The 18,649-nt window shown below is 56.5% G+C and carries 19 protein-coding genes; 12 read left to right on the plus strand and 7 right to left on the minus strand.

Going from position 1 to position 18,649, the window contains the following annotated elements; translation table 11 throughout:
* The first annotated feature begins 67 nt into the window (after window positions 1-67).
* The 8 genes from BM395_RS15825 (at window position 68) to BM395_RS15860 (ending at window position 9,288) form a co-directional block, all read left to right on the plus strand.
* Window positions 68-1,162 carry an efflux RND transporter periplasmic adaptor subunit gene (locus BM395_RS15825; protein WP_090513538.1) on the plus strand — a complete coding sequence of 365 codons (1,095 nt, stop codon included), beginning with the start codon at window positions 68-70 and terminating at the stop codon, window positions 1,160-1,162.
* Complete coding sequence (locus BM395_RS15830; RefSeq protein WP_090513540.1) at window positions 1,162-4,227, plus strand: efflux RND transporter permease subunit; 3,066 nt, start codon at window positions 1,162-1,164, stop codon at window positions 4,225-4,227. Before BM395_RS15825 ends, BM395_RS15830 begins: the two co-directional genes overlap by 1 nt.
* Window positions 4,220-5,713 carry an efflux transporter outer membrane subunit gene (locus BM395_RS15835; protein WP_090513543.1) on the plus strand — a complete coding sequence of 498 codons (1,494 nt, stop codon included), beginning with the start codon at window positions 4,220-4,222 and terminating at the stop codon, window positions 5,711-5,713. Before BM395_RS15830 ends, BM395_RS15835 begins: the two co-directional genes overlap by 8 nt.
* 122 nt (window positions 5,714-5,835) lie before the next feature.
* Window positions 5,836-6,549, plus strand: a complete 714-nt coding sequence (locus tag BM395_RS15840; RefSeq protein WP_090513545.1) for an rRNA pseudouridine synthase — start codon at window positions 5,836-5,838, stop codon at window positions 6,547-6,549.
* 45 nt (window positions 6,550-6,594) lie between these two features.
* Entirely contained in the window at window positions 6,595-7,056 is a 462-nt protein-coding gene (locus BM395_RS15845) for a YehS family protein (RefSeq protein WP_090513548.1), read from the plus strand.
* A gap of 96 nt (window positions 7,057-7,152) precedes the next feature.
* Window positions 7,153-7,923, plus strand: a complete 771-nt coding sequence (locus BM395_RS15850) for an SDR family oxidoreductase (protein ID WP_090513551.1) — start codon at window positions 7,153-7,155, stop codon at window positions 7,921-7,923.
* A gap of 106 nt (window positions 7,924-8,029) precedes the next feature.
* Window positions 8,030-8,728: a tRNA (N6-threonylcarbamoyladenosine(37)-N6)-methyltransferase TrmO gene (tsaA, locus tag BM395_RS15855; RefSeq protein WP_090513554.1), complete on the plus strand. Its 699-nt coding sequence runs from the start codon at window positions 8,030-8,032 to the stop codon at window positions 8,726-8,728.
* Between the two features lie 143 nt (window positions 8,729-8,871).
* Entirely contained in the window at window positions 8,872-9,288 is a 417-nt protein-coding gene (locus BM395_RS15860; protein ID WP_090513556.1) for a DoxX family protein, read from the plus strand.
* Window positions 9,289-9,363: 75 nt separating this feature from the next.
* On the opposite strand, the gene fpr is transcribed toward BM395_RS15860, so the two are convergent.
* On the minus strand, window positions 9,364-10,143 hold the full coding sequence (gene fpr, locus BM395_RS15865) for a ferredoxin-NADP reductase (RefSeq protein WP_069901458.1): 780 nt from the start codon (window positions 10,141-10,143) through the stop codon (window positions 9,364-9,366).
* Window positions 10,144-10,248: 105 nt separating this feature from the next.
* On the opposite strand from fpr, the gene BM395_RS15870 reads away from it, so the two are divergent.
* Window positions 10,249-11,175: a LysR family transcriptional regulator gene (locus tag BM395_RS15870; protein ID WP_069901457.1), complete on the plus strand. Its 927-nt coding sequence runs from the start codon at window positions 10,249-10,251 to the stop codon at window positions 11,173-11,175.
* 2 nt (window positions 11,176-11,177) lie between these two features.
* Here the strand turns inward: BM395_RS15870 and BM395_RS15875 are convergent, their stop codons facing one another.
* Window positions 11,178-11,543 (minus strand): diacylglycerol kinase, encoded by a 366-nt coding sequence (locus tag BM395_RS15875; RefSeq protein WP_090513558.1) that lies wholly within the window; start codon window positions 11,541-11,543, stop codon window positions 11,178-11,180.
* Window positions 11,544-11,622: 79 nt separating this feature from the next.
* A complete protein-coding gene (erdR, locus tag BM395_RS15880; protein WP_090513561.1) occupies window positions 11,623-12,273 on the minus strand; it encodes a response regulator transcription factor ErdR in 651 nt (216 codons plus the stop codon).
* Window positions 12,274-12,566: 293 nt separating this feature from the next.
* Here erdR and BM395_RS15885 point away from each other — a divergent pair, with 293 nt between their 5' ends.
* Entirely contained in the window at window positions 12,567-13,478 is a 912-nt protein-coding gene (locus BM395_RS15885; protein WP_069901454.1) for a DMT family transporter, read from the plus strand.
* A 49-nt stretch (window positions 13,479-13,527) separates the two neighbouring features.
* Here BM395_RS15885 and BM395_RS15890 read toward each other — a convergent pair whose 3' ends face one another.
* Entirely contained in the window at window positions 13,528-14,238 is a 711-nt protein-coding gene (locus BM395_RS15890; RefSeq protein ID WP_090513565.1) for a tRNA-uridine aminocarboxypropyltransferase, read from the minus strand.
* Between the two features lie 195 nt (window positions 14,239-14,433).
* On the opposite strand from BM395_RS15890, the gene BM395_RS15895 reads away from it, so the two are divergent.
* Window positions 14,434-14,835: a quorum-sensing-regulated virulence factor family protein gene (locus tag BM395_RS15895; protein WP_069901891.1), complete on the plus strand. Its 402-nt coding sequence runs from the start codon at window positions 14,434-14,436 to the stop codon at window positions 14,833-14,835.
* A gap of 218 nt (window positions 14,836-15,053) precedes the next feature.
* Window positions 15,054-16,127 carry an LOG family protein gene (locus BM395_RS15900; protein ID WP_090513568.1) on the plus strand — a complete coding sequence of 358 codons (1,074 nt, stop codon included), beginning with the start codon at window positions 15,054-15,056 and terminating at the stop codon, window positions 16,125-16,127.
* Window positions 16,128-16,285: 158 nt separating this feature from the next.
* On the opposite strand, the gene recX is transcribed toward BM395_RS15900, so the two are convergent.
* The 3 genes from recX to BM395_RS15915 form a co-directional block, all read right to left on the minus strand.
* Entirely contained in the window at window positions 16,286-16,750 is a 465-nt protein-coding gene (gene recX, locus BM395_RS15905) for a recombination regulator RecX (protein ID WP_069901451.1), read from the minus strand.
* An 18-nt stretch (window positions 16,751-16,768) separates the two neighbouring features.
* The gene (gene recA, locus BM395_RS15910; RefSeq protein WP_069901450.1) at window positions 16,769-17,812 is read right to left on the minus strand and encodes a recombinase RecA; all 1,044 of its coding nucleotides are present in this window, start codon (window positions 17,810-17,812) and stop codon (window positions 16,769-16,771) included.
* Between the two features lie 86 nt (window positions 17,813-17,898).
* Window positions 17,899-18,411 carry a CinA family protein gene (locus BM395_RS15915; RefSeq protein WP_090513571.1) on the minus strand — a complete coding sequence of 171 codons (513 nt, stop codon included), beginning with the start codon at window positions 18,409-18,411 and terminating at the stop codon, window positions 17,899-17,901.
* Window positions 18,412-18,649: the final 238 nt, after the last annotated feature.

An 18,649-nucleotide genomic window follows, 5' to 3' on the forward strand; every position in this document is an offset into this window, starting at 1 on the left:
ATTATCCAACGATTAATCTCCATTAGGCTGTTGTTCCATAAACATACAGACTCAGGGAGATGTAGCTATGTGCAGTTCGCACTCGAAAATATCCTTATTAGTGCTCCTAACGTGCGGACTGTCTCTCACCGGTTGCGGCGCTGGCGACGAAGTCGCAGACACCTCCCCCGGCCGCCCGGTCAATGTGGTCAAGCTTTCCGATCAGAACTCCAACCAATCGCTGCAATTCAATGGCGTAATCGAAGCCCAGCAAATGGCCAATCTGGCCTTCCGGGTGCCCGGCACAGTCGACAAAATTCTGTTCAAGGAAGGCGATGCCGTTAAACAGGGCCAGGTTATTGCGCAGCTCGACCCACACGATTTTAAAGTCAGTGTTGACGAGCTGAAGGCCCGTCTCAGCGAAGCCAAAGCCAGTGCCCGGCTTGCCAATGTAGAGCTGCGCAGAACCCGTTCAGCGGTCAAGGACCATTCGATTGCGGCGATCAACCTGGACCGCGCCATCAGTGCGCAAGCGCGAGCTGCCGCGGGCGTTAATGTCACGGCGCAAGCACTGAAGAAGGCCGAAGACGCACTGCGTTACTCACAGCTCAAGGCACCGTTCGATGGCGTCGTGGGTCAGCGCCTGATTGATGAGCACGAACAAACCCGCCCTGGTATTACGGTAATGACCGTGCACCAGCCGAAACGGCTGAAGGCAATTGTCGACGTGCCCGAGAGCAAGATCGGCCTCATCAGCAAGGGCATGGCCGGGTTGGTGAGCTGGTACGGCAACCCCGCCGGAATCAAGGCGCAAAGCACCGAGATCGCCAGCCTGCCCGATGCGCTCAAACGCACCTACTCGGTAACCTTCAAGCTGGACCCGACGCAACTCACCACCGTGTTTCCGGGCAAGGCTGTGAATGTGCAGGTAGACCTGAGTACCCAGCTGGAAAAAGCCTTCTGCCTGCAACCCAGCGCCATCAAGAGCACCGAAGGCCAGACCCAAGTCGTCAAACTGGTGAGTGCCCATGCCAGGCATGTTGCGGTGAAGGTCGTTAGCCAACGGCATAATCAGGTTTGCGTCACTGGCGAGCTCGACACGGGCGATACCATCGTCACGGCGGGAAGCGCCTTTCTCAAGGAAGGAGACGCCGTGGGCAATCTGCTGGAGGCTCAGCAGTGATGAATTTATCGACCTTTGCCCTGCGCCAGAAAACCTTCGTCATCTTTTTCAGTTCCTTGTGCCTGCTTGCCGGAATCTTTTCGTACTTCCAACTGGGCAAGCTCGAAGACCCGTCCTTTACCGTCAAAAGCGCCGTTGTGGTCACGCTATATCCGGGCGCGACCGCAAAGGAAGTTGAAGAGCTGGTGACCGACAAAATCGAAACCCGCTTGCAGGAAATGAGCAGCCAGTGGAAGTTGCGCTCGCTGTCGCGCCCCGGCAGCTCGATGATTTTTATCGACCTCAAGGAAAGCATTTCCTCCGAAGAACTGCCCCAGCAGTGGGACTTGCTGCGGCGCAAGGTCGAGGACGTCAAGCTGGAGCTGCCGGCCGAAGCGCAGATCAGCATCGTTCAGGATGAGTTCTCGGAAGTGTACGGCATGGTCTTCGCGGTGTACGGCGACGACATTCCGATGCACGACATGAAGAACTATGCGCGGGAACTGCAACGTCGGATCAAGGCCGTCAACGGCATCAAGAAAGTCCAGCTGCATGGTGTTCACGAGCAAGTGGTCAACATCAGCGTGTCTGACGAACGCACAGCCGACACCAATATTTCGGTCGCCGAGCTTTCCAACCAGCTCAACAGTCAGAACCTGCCCGTGCGCTCTGGTGACTTCGATCTCGGCAACAGCAATTTGCGGGTCGAACAGACCGGTAATTTCAGCTCGCTGGAAGACATCAAGAATCTGCTGATTCACACCGGCGTCAACGGCAGTGAATCGGGGATCATCCGCCTTGGCGATGTCGCCGAAGTGACTATGGATTATCAGGACCCGGCATTCACCCTGAGCCGGTATAACGGCCAGAAAGCGGTAACGCTGGCAGTCAGCCCCGAGTCCGGGATCAACGTGGTGGACATTGGCGATGACTTGAAAGCCGTGCTTGCCGAGTTTCAGGCAGAGCTGCCGCTCGGCGCCAATGTCGGCGTCATTGCCTACCAGCCCGACGAAGTCGACAAGTCGATCAATAACTTCGGCCTCAACCTGATCGAAAGTATCGTCATCGTCTTCGCTGTTCTGCTGATATTTATGGGCTGGCGCAGCGCCATGATTGTCGGCATCAGCTTACTGTTAAACATCGTATTCACCCTGATCTACATGAATATCAACGATGTCGACTTGCAGCGCGTGTCGCTCGGCTCGTTCATTCTGGCACTGGGCATGCTGGTGGATAACGCCATCGTCATCACCGATCTGTTTCAGGCCAAGGTTCGCGCGGGCATTGAACGCAGCGAGGCGGTGAGCCAAAGCATCAAGGAAATGGCGACGCCACTGCTCGCCGCCACACTCATCGCCATGCTCGGCACCACACCCGTGCTGTTCTCCAAGACCGACTCGGCAGAGTTCTCATTGTCGATCGTGCAGGTACTGTGCAGTTCACTGCTGCTGTCGTGGGTGATTGCCATGATCATCACCCCATTGATGTGTTGGATGTTTATCAAACCGGATGCGGATACGACGCCTAAACCACCTGGAAAAGCAGCGCTGGCCTATGAGAAAGCGGTGGGCTGGACGGTTGATAACCCTAAACGAGCCATCCTTTATGTGATGCCCTTTCTGCTGGTAACCGCGCTGGCGTACCCGCTGATGAGTGTCAATTTCATGCCCTCCTCGGATCGCTCGATCGTATTTCTCGACTATTGGCTGCCCAATGGGGGACGGATCGGAAAAACCTCGGAAGACATGCTGAAAATCGAGCAGTGGCTGCTCAAGCAACCCCAAGTCAGCAGCATCTCCAGCTATGTTGGCGAAAGTGCCCCGCGCTTTTCGGTGACTGTCGAGCCGGAGCCGCTCGATCCGAGTTACGGCCAGATACTCATCAACACCAAAACCTTTGAAGACATCGCGCCCCTGATCGTCGCCGGCGATAAATGGCTGGCCAAGGAGTTCCCGTATGCAGAGCCACGCTTTCGTGATTTGAAGCTGGCGACCAAAGACAAATACAGCATCGAGGCCCGTTTCAGCGGCCCCGATCCAAAGGTTCTGCATACCCTTTCGGAGCAGGCACAAAACATCTTTCGCGCGCATGAACACACCAAATATGTGCGCGACAACTGGCGCCAGGAAAGTAAATTGATGCGCCCTGTAATCAACCAGGAAGAAGCCCGCCTCGCAGGCGTGACCCGCACAGACATAGCCCTAGCCATTTCACGGGTAACCGAAGGCGTCGATATCGGCATCTTGCGCCATGAAGATGATCTGGTGCCGATTAAATTGCGCAGCACCAATGCATCGCTCGAACACTTCAAGAACATTCCAGTACGTTCTTTGATCGCCACGCACAGCGTGCCATTGGGGCAAGTGGTGGATGACATCGAAATAGTCGGTGAGCAATCGCTGATTTGGCGCTATAACCGGCTCCCGGCCATCACCGCGCAAGCCGGCGTGAGTGGCGACACGGCCTCGAATGTGCGCAATACGCTCAAGGATGAAATCGAGGCAATCGAGTTACCGGATGGCTACACAATGGAATGGGGCGGCGAGTATTACGACGAGAATCGCTCGATCAACGACCTGATGACGCAGACACCGAAAGCCTCGATGCTGATGCTGATTATTCTGGTCGCCATGTTTGGCGCATACCGCCAGCCCATCATCATTCTGATCACCCTGCCGCTGGCCCTCATCGGCATCATCTGGAGCTTGCTGCTACTCGACAAACCCTTCGGCTTCATGGCGATTGTCGGCATGATTTGCCTCTCGGGCATGATCATCAAAAACGGCATCGTGCTGATGGATCAGATCGAGCTTGAGCGAAGCATTGGCACGCCCTTGAGCGAGGCCATCAAGAGCGCCACGCTGAACCGCACCATGGCGATCTCGATGGCGGCACTGACCACGGCACTGGGCATGATTCCACTGCTCACAGACCGGCTGTTTGACCAGATGGCCGCCACCATCATTGGCGGACTCTCGGCGGCATCGGTGCTCTCGCTGTTCATCATGCCTGCTCTCTACAAACTGTTTTTCGGTCGCGACCCTGATGCCGAGAAAGACACGCGCCAGGTGATTACCCATGACTAAATTAGCGCTGACCACACTGACCACCGCCCTGCTGCTGAGTGGCTGTTCGATGACTCCAACTTACGAGAAGCCGAGCGTGCCGGTGAGCGAGTTGTACCTCAATCAGAACACCGCCGGGGTGACATCTGCGCCCGCCAACAGCAATAGCTGGTGGACCCAGTTCAATGACCCGCAACTCAATCAACTTGTGATTCGCGCGCAAAACCAGAACGTCAGCTTGCAGATTGTCAGCCAGCGAATTCAAGCGGCGCAGGCCTATCACAAAGTCATTTCCTCGATGAAAGTGCCGACCATTGCGTTAACAGCTGGCTACTACGATCTACGCATCAGTGAGAATGATCCGTTACTGGGTGACGCGGTGAGTGGCGTGCAATTGCCCGCGCAGTTTGGTGGCGGTGAAATCAAAGTTGCTGATCGCGACCCGGACGCTTTTACCGTCGGCCTCAGTGCCAGTTGGGAGATGGATCTGTTCGGCCGCGTAGACAGCCTGAGCAAGGCCAGCAGTATCCGGCTCGAACAGGCGCGGATTATGAAAACCGCAATGAACACGCTGATCACCGCCGACGTGGTGAACAACTACCTGCAATACCGCGGGGCGGTTGAGCGCATCAATATCGCCAAGCGCAATATCAGCGAGCAACAGGAAACCCTTAAACTGGTGCAGTCGCTTGAGCGCAACGGCTACGGCTCATCCATGGATGTGGCCAACGCCAAGTCGGCGCTGGCTGCAACCCAGGCCACGCTGCCGATGCTGGACACGGCCAAGAGTGTGCATATGGGCAGGCTGGCGATTCTGCTGGGTGAGAACATCGGCGAGACTGAAAAACACTTCAGCCCTGAGCGCTTGCCGCAAATGAACGCCCTGATTCCAACCGGACTGCCATCTGATCTGCTAAAAAGACGCCCGGACATCGCCATGGCCGAACGTGAAATGGCGGCCAAGAATGAAGAGCTTGGCGCCGCCATCGCCGCCAAATACCCGAAGATTTTCCTCACCGGCTCCCCCGCCCTGCTCTCCAGCGACTTTAATGATCTGTTCAAGTCCAGCTCAAAAGCCTGGATGCTCGGCGCAGGCATCAGTTGGAACCTGTATGACGGTGGGCGCAGCCAGGCGCTGGTGGAAATGCAGGAAGCCGGCTTCAAGCAATCGGCGCTGAGCTATCAGCAAACAGTCAACTCGGCCTTCAACGAGGTCGAAACCACCCTGACGGCGTACGGCAACAGCCAGAAGTATCACGCGTTGATACAGCAGGCCAGCGAGCAAGCACAGATCGCCTCGAACAAGGCGGACTCGTTGTATCGCTCGGGCATGATCAATCACCTTAACGTGCTCGACACCCAGCGCCAGAAGAACTCGATAGAAGACGCCGAAGTTGTCGCCCGCCTGAATACCGCCACTCAGGTTGTGCTGCTGCACAAGGCTCTGGGTGGCGATTGGTCGGTCGCGGCATCCGGGCAAACCGATGAATCCTCCAAGCCAATGTAAGGCGCTTTACTCGCTGGTAAACGGATTAACTGCCGGGGTATTTGCTGCCACCCGCCAGCTGATCCGTACACAACCGTCGCGGGCAGTTACAATAGGTGGATTAATTTGCCGATGACTGCCTGATGACCGACCCAATACGCCTTTCCAAACGCCTGATCGAACTGGTCGGCTGCTCCCGCCGCGAAGCCGAGTTGTACATTGAAGGAGGCTGGGTGACGGTTAATGGCGAGGTGGTCGATGTACCGCACGTCAAAGTTACCGACGAGTTGGTGGAGCTACTGCCTGATGCCGTAGCCGCGCCGGTAGATCCGGTCACGCTGCTGGTTCACATCCCGGCCGGGCACAACAGTGCAGAGCGTTTTGTTGAAGAACTCAGCCAGGCCAGTCACTGGGCCGATGACGCCTCGAAAATCCGCCCTCTGAAAGCCCACCTGATCAACTTAACGCCCTGCATACCCTTGCAAGCCGGTGCAGAAGGCCTGCACGTGATGACTCAGGACTGGCGTATCGAACGCAAACTGCGCGACGACATCGTCAAGATGGAGCAGGAATACGTGGTTGAAGTGAGCGGCCAGCTCAGCGAGCGCGACCTTAAGCGTCTCAATCATGGCCTGGTCTTCAATAACTACGCGTTGCCGCCGTGCAAGGTCAGCTGGCAGAACGAGACTCGCTTGCGCTTTGCCCTGAAAAATCCGATTCCGGGACAAATCGTGTTCATGTGCAATGAAGTCGGGCTGAAAGTCCTGAGCTTCAAGCGCATCCGTGTGGGCGGTGTACCCATGTCCAAAGTCCCGCCGGGCCAATGGCGCTATCTGGCAGCAAAAGAGCGCTTCTAAACGCAGTCATGTCAATTTACTGCTCTCCCATTATCAGGAACCCTAATGCTCAATAACGACGTACTGCGTAGCCTGCGCTACACGCTTAACATCAATGATGAAGAGCTGGCCGAAATCTTTCAGCTGAGCAACAAGACCATCACCGCCGATGAGGTCAGCCTGCTGCTGAAGAAAGAAGACGAGGAAGGTTTCGTTCTGTGTGATGACGAGCTGATGGCGCACTTTCTCGATGGTTTGGTGTACTTCAAGCGTGGCAAGGATGACAGTCGCCCGGCGCAACCTTTCGAGCTGCCAATCACCAACAACATCATCCTGAAGAAACTGCGCGTTGCCTTCGAGCTCAAGGAAGATGACATGCACCAGATCATGCAGAGTGTCGACTTCCCGGTTTCGAAGCCGGAAATGAGCGCGCTGTTTCGCAAGTTCGGCCACAGCAACTACCGCACCTGCGGCGACCAGTTCCTGCGCAATTTCCTCAAGGGCCTGGCACTGCGCGAGCAGAACTAGGTTCTGTATAACCCTGCATTTACGTGCGCAATAGTGCCTCCCTTGGTGGCCGCGCACGTTTAGGGTAATGGCTCTCTCCTCCTTCAAGGATTCGCCATGCACCCGTACTTCTCGCTGCAAGGCCGCACCGCGCTGGTTACTGGCGGTACTCGCGGCATCGGTAAAATGATCGCCAAGGCCTACCTCGAAGCAGGTGCCAAGGTGATCATTTGTGCCCGCGACGCACAAGCCTGCACAGATACAGCGGCAGAGCTGAGCGTTCTCGGCGAATGCCACGCTATCGCGGCCAATCTTGCAACCGAGGAAGGCATTCAGGCTTTTGCCGCTGCCATTGGCGAAATAACCCCACAACTGGACATTCTGGTGAATAACGCCGGAACCACATGGGGTGCGCCACTGGAAAGTTATCCGGCCAAAGGCTGGGATAAGGTCATGCAACTCAACGTGACCTCGGTGTTCGGCTGCATCCAGCAGTTGTTGCCGCTGCTGCGCAAAGCCGGCTGCAGTGATAACCCGGCCCGCATCATCAATATCGGCTCGGTGGCCGGCATCAGCTCGTTTGGCGAAGATGCCTGGGCGTATGGGCCGAGCAAGGCGGCGCTGCATCAGATGTCACGCATGCTGGCGCGCGAACTGGTCAGCGAACACATCAACGTCAACGTGATTGCACCCGGACGCTTCCCGAGCAAGATGACCAAACACATCGCACAGGACAGCGCCGCCATGGCCGCCGATGTTGACGTCATCCCGATGAAACGCTGGGGCCGCGAAGAGGAAATGGCAGCGTTGGCGATTAGTCTGGCGAGTGCCGCCGGTGCCTATATGACCGGCAACGTCATCCCACTGGACGGCGGTTTCAGCCTCTGAGGCGCCACCCCCGCCAGCACCGATGCGCAACGCAGCGGCACGCCGGATTTAACCTGCCGCTGCGTTGCGGTTACCATAGCCGACCTATCTGCCGCGACTCGCCTCCATGACTTACTCAGTATCGCCCATCGGCTTTGTGCGCTCCTGCTTCAAAGAGAAGTTCGCCATTCCGCGCCAGCCGCAACTGGCGCCTGCCGCGCGCGGGGTGCTGGAACTGGTAGCGCCGTTTGATCAGCCCGAAGCGATTCAGGGGCTTGAGCAGGTCAGTCATGTCTGGCTGCTGTTTGTTTTCCATCAGGCCCTTGAAGACAAGCCGCGCCTCAAAGTCCGGCCACCGCGTTTGGGCGGTAATCAAAGCATGGGCGTTTTTGCGACGCGGGCCACGCACCGCCCGAACGGCATCGGCCAATCGGTGGTGGCGCTGGAGAAAGTCGAGCCGGGCAAATTGTGGCTATCGGGCATCGACTTGCTGGATGGCACGCCGGTGCTCGACATCAAGCCGTATGTACCCTACGCAGACCAAGTGCCTGGCGCATTCAATCACATGGCTGCGGCGGCCCCCAGTCTCCTGCCCGTCAGCTGGAATCAGCCCGCGCTTGAGCAAGCACAGCTGCATGCACAGCGCCTGAGTGAACCGCTGGTGGCGCTGATCGAACAATGCCTGGCCCAGGACCCGCGCCCCGCTTATCAGACGCCGGTACCCGAACGCCGCTACGGAGCGAAGTTCTGGGATCTCGATGTGCACTGGCATTACCCGACACCTGCAGAGATTCGCGTGCTCGACGTGGTGCTGGCAAACGGCTGAGAACCAGGCGAATAGTCAGGATCGGCTCAGGGCTAGCGAAAGAATAACTTACAGTTCACCACGTTACAGTCCATTCGATCTATTTAGGACTGAAGAGTCCTATATTAGACTCCAGCAGTATTCTCATTGGAGCGCTGATCGCCATGAAACACTGGACGTTATTACTGTTACGCATCTCACTCGGCTGGCTGTTGGTTATCTGGGGAGCCGATAAGCTATTCAATGTTGCGCACAGCGTTGCCGTCGCCAATAAGTTCTATTTCGGTCTGCTCACGGCTGAAAGTGCGATGCAGGTGTTGGGGGTGATTCAGATCGCCATAGGCGTGCTGATCGTCATTGGGCTGCTACGCCGCTGGACCTACCCGCTACAAGCGCTGCTCAATGGCCTCACGCTGCTGGCTGTTCTGGGCTCGGTAATAGACCCATGGGGCTGGTTTTTGCAGGGTTCCAACGCGCTGTTCTACCCATCGCTGATTATCTTCGCGGCCAGCTTGCTGCTAATTGCCTTCCGCGATGACGAGCGCTGGGCACTCGACATCAAGCGTACTGCAACGCGCTGAGCCAAACGGCGGACACAAAAAAACCACCTGAATCGGTAGTTTTTTTGTGTGTTGCTTTAACTTGCCAGCTAAAACTTACTTCTCTACGAATGCGCGCTCAATCAGGTAATCACCTGGGTCGCCCATACGCGGGGAAACCTTGAGGCCGAAGCTTTCCAGCACTTCGCTGGTCTCGTCGAGCATGCTTGGGCTGCCACAGATCATGGCGCGGTCATCTTGAGGATTGATCGGCGGCAGACCGATATCCGCAAACAACTTGCCGCTGCGCATCAGGTCCGTCAGGCGGCCCTGATTCTCGAACTCTTCACGGGTTACGGTCGGGTAGTAAATCAGCTTTTCCTTGAGCGAGTCACCAAAGTATTCATTCTGCGGCAGGTGCTCGGTAATGAACTCGCGATAAGCAACTTCGTTCACGTAGCGCACACCGTGAACCAGAATGACTTTCTCGTAACGCTCGTAGGTTTCAGGGTCTTGGATTACGCTCATAAACGGCGCCAGGCCGGTGCCCGTGCTCAGCAGATACAAGTGCTTGCCCGGCAGCAAGTCGTCCAGCACCAGAGTACCGGTAGGCTTGCGGCTGACCATCAACTCATCACCCGGCTTGAGGTGCTGCAGACGCGAGGTCAGCGGACCGTCCTGCACCTTGATGCTGAAGAACTCAAGGTGCTCTTCGTAGTTTGGGCTGGCGATTGAATAGGCACGCATCAGCGGCCGACCGTTTTCCTGCTGCAAGCCGATCATCACGAACTGGCCGTTCTCGAAACGCAAACCCTGGCTGCGGGTCGTGCGGAAACTGAACAGGGTATCGTTCCAGTGATGGACGCTAAGCACGCGCTCGACGTTCAGGTTGCTCATGCAGGTTACCTCAAAGGTCAAAATTGGTGATTGCGCGGCATTCTAGTGGGGCGCAGAATATCTGTTAAGCGAATAATTAAGATATAGGTTATCGGTTATATAGATATGCGATTTACTCTCAGACAACTGCAAGTGTTTGTCGCCGTGGCGCAGCAGGAAAGCGTTTCACGCGCAGCCGAGTCGCTGGCCCTCTCGCAATCGGCTACCAGCACCTCCCTTACCGAGCTGGAACGCCAGACCGACAGCCAATTATTCGACCGTGCGGGCAAGCGGCTTAACCTCAATGCGCTGGGCCGCGAATTACTGCCCCAGGCTATCGCCCTGCTCGATCAGGTTAAAACCATTGAGCGGCTGCTGAAGAGTGAGAGCGGCTTGGGGTCCCTTAGCGTCGGCGCCACGCTGACGGTCGGTAACTATCTGGCGACATTGCTGATCGGCAACTTCATGCAGCTGCATCCTGAGTGCAAGGTGAAACTGCAAGTGCACAACACCGCACATGTGGTTCAGCAAATCGCTCACTATGAACTGGATCTGGGCATGATCGAAGGCGACTGCCAGGACCCGAATATCGAGGTATTGCCTTGGATCGAGGATGAACTGGTGGTGTTCTGCGCCCCGCAACATCCGCTGGCAAAACGCGGTGAGGCAAACCTTGATGACCTCACGCGGGAGGCGTGGATCTTACGGGAAAAGGGCTCCGGCACCCGCCTCACCTTCGACCGGGCGATGCGTCATCACCCCACATCGCTGAACATCCGCCTGGAACTTGAACATACCGAAGCGATCAAGCGTGCGGTCGAGTCGGGGCTGGGCATTGGTTGTATTTCGCGTCTGGCGCTGCGCGATGCATTCCGCCGCGGCAGCTTGGTCGCCGTCGAAACACCGACGCTGGACCTGCGCCGGCAGTTCTATTTCATCTGGCACAAGCAGAAATACCGTACGGCGGCCATGCGTGAGTTTGTCGAGCTGTGCCAGACACTGACGCACGGGATCAAGCGCAGCGACCAGATTGTGCTGCCAAATATTGCCTGATCTCAGCCCAGCAAGATGATCAGCCAGACACAGCCAATCAGCGACAGTGAGACGAACTGGGCTGCACTGCCCATGTCTTTGGCATTTTTCGACAACGGATGCAGGTCCAGCGAGATGCGGTCGATCGCCGCCTCGACGGCTGAATTGAGCAGTTCGACGATCAGCGCGAGCAGGCACACGCCGACCATCAGCGCGCGCTCACCCTTGCTGACATCGAAACAAAAGGCCAGCGGGATCAATACAATGTTGAGCAAAACCAGTTGGCGAAAAGCCGCCTCACCGAGAAATGCGGCGCGCAAGCCATCGAACGAATAGCCGGTCGCATTGAGGACGCGCCTAAAACCGGTTTTACCTTTGAATGGGGACATCTGGAACGACTCAAAAAATAAACGACGACAAGGCAACAGCGTGCCTTGTTATTGAGAGAGCTACGCAGGTATTTGATTTCTACGCTGAAGGAATGCTTTCCAAGTGCTGTAACAACAGTGCTGCCTGAGTTCGGGTACGCACTCCCAGCTTACGGAAGATAGCCGTCACGTGAGCCTTCACAGTGGCCTCGGACACACTCAGCTCATAGGCAATTTGCTTGTTGAGCAAACCATCACAGACCATGGTCAGAACGCGGAACTGCTGAGGCGTCAAACTCGCAAGACCGGCACTCGCAGCTTTAGCTTCGCTGGAAACAGCAAACTCTTCCTCATTAGTCTGCGGCCACCACACATCACCATCGAGTACTTGTCGCGTCGCCTGCTGAATAACTTCAAGTGAGCTCGACTTGGGAATGAAACCACTGGCGCCAAATTCACGGCTACGTGTGACCACGGCCGCCTCTTCCTGTGCAGACACCATGACGACGGGGATCTGCGGGTACTGACCGCGCAGCAGGATCAACCCTGAAAAGCCATAAGCGCCGGGCATATTAAGATCGAGCAAGACCAGATCCCAGTCAGACTTTTCAGCCAGATGGGCTTCCAGCTCGGCAATGCTTGCCGCTTCTACCAACCGAACACCACTGCCCAACCCGAGTGTCAGCGCTTGTTGTAATGCACTGCGAAACAGCGGGTGGTCATCTGCAATCAGGATTTCATAAGCAGCCATTGCGGATCCTGTTCTTCTTATAGGGGCTTCGTTTGCAAGCATCGCTCACAACGCATAGTTAGTTACCGGGTAACGCACAGGTTTATGCGCACTGCAATGCGCTGGCGCTGATTATAAATCAGCTCCAAGTTAACACTTTGAGCTATTGGCGAGTACGCAAAAAACGCTCGGTAGTCTATCAATCCGATGTTTAAACGCGGCTGGCGGTGCCCAGCATGCCGAGCGAACTCGGGGTGGTCAAGTTGATTACTTTACGGCAAAGTCTGCGCCCTTAATCCTGCCGAGAATTTTCTATGCAACGCAACGCCTTACGGGCCGATTTGATGATGCTGCTCACGGCCATGATCTGGGGCTCGGCTTTTGTCGCCCAGCGTCTGGGTATGGACTCCATCGGCCCGTTTTATTACAGCGGTCTGCGCTTCGCCCTCGCGACCGTCATTTTGCTGCCAGTGCTTTCCCTGCTTGAACGGCGTACCCCTGCGAGCAAGCCAGAGCCTGTTAATCGCGGCCTGTTAATTGGCGGCGGCCTGATGGGCTTGGCGCTGGCAATCGGCATCAACTTGCAGCAGGTTGGCTTGCTGTTCACCACCGTGACCAACTCGGGCTTCATTACCGGGCTGTACGTGATCATTGTGCCGATTCTGGGTTTGTTTATCGGCCAGAAAAGCGGCCTGGGCATTTGGCTCGGCGCCGTACTCGCGGTAGTCGGCATGTTCCTGCTCAGCGTTGGCGAGGGTTTCCATGTCGCTTCGGGCGACTGGCTGCAACTGGCAGGCGCATTCGTTTGGGGTATTCATGTATTACTGGTGGGTCACTTTGCCAGCCGTCACGATCCACTGCGCCTGGCGGTCATCCAGTTTGCGACCTGCGCGATCATCAGCCTGGTTTGCGGCGCACTGTTTGAAACCATCTCCCTGGAAGCGGTTATCGCAGCTGGCCCGGCGGTGCTTTACGGCGGCATCTTCGGTGTTGCGGTCGGCTTCACCCTGCAAGTCGTTGCACAGAAAAGTGCAATCGCCTCGCATGCGGCCATTATCCTGTCGCTTGAGGCGGTATTTGCCGCCATTGCCGGCGCGCTGTTGCTCGGTGAATCGCTGCACGCGCGGGGTTATCTGGGTTGCGCGCTGATGCTGGGCGGGATGTTGATTGCGCAACTATGGCCGCAAAAGCCGCAGGCCAAGGTCGAAGCGCTGGCTCAACACTAAGCATGCCGTGCGTTGCGCAGTACCGAGTGCTGCGCAACGGTTTTCTGGCTCAGAGAAAGGTGCGCAGCTGGTTGTGCAGCTCATCGTTGAGGTCCACTGCACGCGGACCTTTGGCGGCGATGTAGTGCTCGCTGAACACATCGAAATAGGTGTTCAGCGCATCTGCCGCACGCTGATCACCGGCCAGCTCCAGGCACAGCGCAGCCACTTCGGCGGTACACAAGTGATCATCACGCTTGGAACGGCGCAACCGATAACGTGAAACCTGCTCCGGCTGCAAACCCAACACCGGCAGATTTGCCAGATAAGGGCTCTTGCGGAACATCTTGCGCGCCTCGGTCCAGGTTGCATCCAGCAGGATAAACAGCGGCCTCTTGCCAGCCACAGGCTGCACTTCACTGACGACGCGTTCTGGCTCGGCGTACTCACCCGGGAACACCAGAAAGGGCTGCCAGGCTGGATCAGCCAGCAAGGCCAACAGCGCCTCGTCGACGACTGTTCGCTGCCATCCAAAAGCACAGGTGTCTGCCACCACATCGGCAATCAACCAACCGGTATTGCTCGGTTTGAGGGCCTCGATATCATGCATCAGCAGACACATCCCCGAATGCGCCTGAACATTTGGCCGCAATGCGCAAATGCAGTGAGACAGCGCGATGCGACAGGACTCACATCGAATCGAACGCGAGCCACGGGCAATAAATGGTTTCTCACTGCGGGCAAGCCGCGCAGTGCGCAGACGCGCTACGGCATGGCTCATCAGTGAATAACTCGTACAGTTAAGCGGCGCATGACATCACTCAAATTCAGGGTGCGGCATTCTAGCAAACCTGGGTGCCAACAGCGGAGCTAACGACTGAAGGTACAAAGCGCCCGCTTATAGGTATTATGATTGCACGCTGAACCTATGCAGACCCAAGCCTGTCGAAGGTTCCAAATGATTGCGGAGACCCTGATGTTTCGATTAATTGCCCTTTCCATCGCACTCACCTTGCCAGTGGTTGCTCATGCATCGTCACTGAAAGACTTTGAACTGACCAAGCTCCTGCAGCAGGTTGCCAAGCAAAGCAGTGTTGGCACTCCACGCGCCATCAATGGCGACATCTTGGATCAGGGCTACACCGTTGATGGCCACGTGCTAATCAATCACTTGAGTGTCCGCGAGGCCCATGCCACACAAATGCGCGCCAACCCGGATGCAATGCGTGCGCAACTTGCTGCCAGCGTGTGCAACAACAATGGTTTCCGCCAACTGCTTTCACGCGGCGCAGTGTTGCGCTACGAGTTCACCGAATACAAAAGCAACCGCCCGGTTGCCAATGAGAACTACGACAAAACCGACTGCAACATCCAGTAAGTCGCACGTCCCTCCCGGTTTGCCTGTCCAGCGCCTCAGCGCACTGCACAGGCGACTGCGCAGCCAGACTGCCCTCGCATTACGCTGCATCACTCTAGCTGCGTGCAAATTAGCACTGCGTAACGCCGCAAAACGTCATCCTGCAGCCATACTCTCTCTGTAGAACCGTAGCAGCACGGATGCTTGGCGATACGGTTACGCTCAACAGGAGACTCTTTATGCCTTATGAAGCTGACGACTACCTGTCACGCCATGTGCAAACCACCAGCATTGATGTGGCGTCATATCTGGATCAACTGACCGCACTGATCACCCCGCCCGACAGCCCTAATCAGTCTCTCTATCGTGAAATGCTCACCACCGTTGTGCGCATGGCGCAGGCCGATCGCAATCGCTGGGATGCCAAGATCATGCTGCAGACACTGCGTGAGATGGAGCATGCATTCTGCGCACTGGAGCGCTTCAAACGTCGGCGCAAAGTCACTGTGTTTGGCTCTGCGCGCACCCCAGCCGACCATCCAGTGTATGGCCTGGCACGTGATCTTGGACAAACGCTGGCGCGTTATGACCTCATGGTAATCACCGGTGCCGGTGGCGGCATCATGGCTGCTGCGCATGAGGGCGCAGGGCGTGAAAACAGCTTGGGGTTCAACATCACCCTGCCGTTCGAACAAACCGCCAACCCGACCATGAAAGGCTCGGACAACCTGTTGTCGTTCCATTTCTTTTTCCTGCGCAAACTGTTCTTCGTCAAGGAAGCAGACGCGCTGGTCTTATGTCCCGGCGGCTTTGGCACACTGGATGAAGCGCTGGAAGTATTGACCCTGATTCAAACCGGCAAAAGCCCGTTAGTGCCGATCGTCCTGCTTGATCAGCCAGGCGGTACTTACTGGCAACGTGCGCTGGAATTTATCGAGGCTGAATTGCGCGACAACGCCTACATCCTGCCGAGCGACATGCACCTGATGCGTCTGGTTTATAGCGTCGAGGATGCGGCCACCGAGATCGCCCGCTTCTACGCCAACTTCCACTCAAGCCGCTGGCTTAAAGGGCGGTTTGTTATCCGCATCAATCATCTACTCAACTCAACGGCCATGCAGTTGCTGCATGAGCAATTCAGCGATTTATGCATCAGCGGTGGTTTCGAGCAGTTGGCTAGCGGGGTGGCAGAAATGGATGAGCCCGAACTTGCTCACCTCGCCCGCCTGGCTTTTGCTTTCACCGGTCGCCACTTGGGGCGTTTGCGCGAGCTACTGAATTTCATCAATCAACCGCAACACTGGCAAGCCTGACTGCGCCACATGCACCGCTACGTACTGCTGCGCCCAGTTGGTATAAATAGCGGCGCAGTATATTGCAGGCATAACGCATTGCAGGCCGTACGCAAAACTTGCGGCCTGTGAGCGGGTTTAACGGATGAGTATTGGGGCCGGTAAAGACGCGTCGCGAACTAATCGTCCAGCGCGCCGCGCAACAGCTTGCTGATCAAATCCTGGGGATAGCCACGATAGCTGAGAAAGCGCTGCTGCTTGGCACGCTCGCGCATGTCTGCGGGCAATTCACCGGCAAACTTGCGTTGCCAGGTATCAAGCAGTAATTCGGCCCAGTTGATGCCTGAGTCGCGCAAGGCCTGTTCGATGTCGCTGCGTGCCAGTCCGCGCTGGTTTAGCTCTTCACGAATCCGCAATGGGCCGTAACCTGCGCGTGCACGGTAGCTGACAAAACTTTCGAGGTAGCGCGCCTCAGACAACAAACCCTCTTCCGCCAGGCGGTCGAGGGTTGGTTCGATCAATTCTGGGGTAGCGCCGCGCAAACGTAATTTGCGCGTCAACTCGACTCGACCATGTTCACGCCGCGCCAACAAATCCATTGCCGTGCGGCGTACAGCGGTCAAATTGTCGAGTATGACGGCCATCCTCACTAACCTATCGGTTTAAGCGTCTACTTCGGCGCTATCAACCGACTCTGCTGCAGCCTTGGCGGGAGTTGCCGGCGTCAGCAGTTTTTCACGGATCAGGTTTTGCAGAGTGGCGGCGACTTCCGGGTTATCTTCCAGATACTTAGCCGAGTTGGCCTTGCCCTGACCGATCTTGCTGCCCTGGTAGCTGTACCAAGCGCCAGACTTCTCCAGGAAACCGTGCAGTACGCCCAGATCAATGATTTCACCGTTACGGTAGATACCCTTACCGTAAAGGATCTGGAACTCGGCCTGACGGAACGGCGGAGCAACCTTGTTCTTGACGACTTTAACCCGGGTTTCACTGCCCACAACCTCGTCACCCTCTTTAACCGCACCTGTACGGCGGATATCGAGGCGAACCGATGCGTAGAACTTCAGCGCGTTACCACCGGTAGTGGTTTCAGGGCTGCCGAACATTACGCCGATCTTCATGCGGATCTGGTTGATGAAGATAACCAGGCAGTTGGCGTTCTTGATGTTACCGGTGATTTTACGCAGCGCCTGCGACATCAAACGGGCTTGCAGGCCGACGTGCATGTCGCCCATCTCACCTTCGATTTCCGCTTTCGGCACCAGTGCAGCCACGGAGTCGACAACGATTACGTCAATGGCATTGGAGCGCACCAACATGTCGGTGATTTCCAGCGCCTGCTCTCCGGTATCCGGTTGCGATACCAGCAGATCATCAACATTAACGCCCAGCTTGCCGGCATACTCAGGGTCGAGTGCGTGCTCGGCATCGACGAATGCACAGGTCGCACCGGCTTTCTGAGCTTCAGCAATAACAGAGAGCGTCAGGGTAGTTTTACCTGACGACTCAGGGCCGTAGATTTCGACGATACGGCCTTTCGGCAAACCACCAATGCCCAAGGCAATGTCCAGCCCGAGCGAGCCGGTAGAGATCGCTGGGATAGCCTGGCGATCATGGTCGCCCATGCGCATGACTGCGCCTTTACCGAATTGCTTTTCGATCTGGCCCAAGGCAGCAGCCAAAGCGCGCTTCTTATTCTCGTCCATTGAAATCCCCACGTGATTAAGAGGGCCTGACGGCCGCCAACAACTGTATAAGTAGACAGTATTATTCCATAGGCTAGGCCGCACGCCTACCCCACAATTGGATTTTCTTTTGCGAGCAGACGAAGCAACCCCTCTAGCGCGGTAAAAACCGTTTGTCGGCGGACCTGTTCACGGTCTCCAGCAAACAAACAGCGGTGGGTGAACACCTTCGAACCCTCAGCCCAGGCCACCCAGACAGTCCCCACGGGCTTATCCGTCGAACCGCCATCCGGACCTGCAACACCGCTAACCGCAACCGCATAGCGAGCGCCGCTATTAGCATGTGCACCACGGACCATCTCGACAACGACCTCTTCACTGACAGCTCCGACGCTGCCAAACAACTCTGGGCTAACCCCCAACTGCTGAGTCTTCTGTGCATTGGAGTAGGTCACATAGCCGGCTTCAAACCAGGCAGAGCTGCCGGGAATTCGGGTTATCGCCTCAGCAATACCGCCACCCGTACAGGACTCTGCGGTTGTAACCTGTGCCTGCACACTGACTAGCTGCTTGCCCAACTCGGCAGCCAGACGAGTCAAATCCTGATCATTAACGCTCATCTCAACTCCGCGACTGATGTAACACCGAAGCTACCGTACACCAGACGCGAACACGATTCAGCCTGATCGTTATCAGTCGCTGCAAGACAGCCGTCTTACTGGCGATTTAACCGTACGCATAGTTTTCTACAGCCAAAAAGAAACCCCAGATCATCTGCATGATCTGGGGTTTCGGTATAGATGCTTGACGATGACCTACTCTCACATGGGGAAACCCCACACTACCATCGGCGATGAA

Source organism: Pseudomonas marincola (genome assembly GCF_900116605.1).
GTDB classification, from domain to species: domain Bacteria; phylum Pseudomonadota; class Gammaproteobacteria; order Pseudomonadales; family Pseudomonadaceae; genus Aquipseudomonas; species Aquipseudomonas marincola.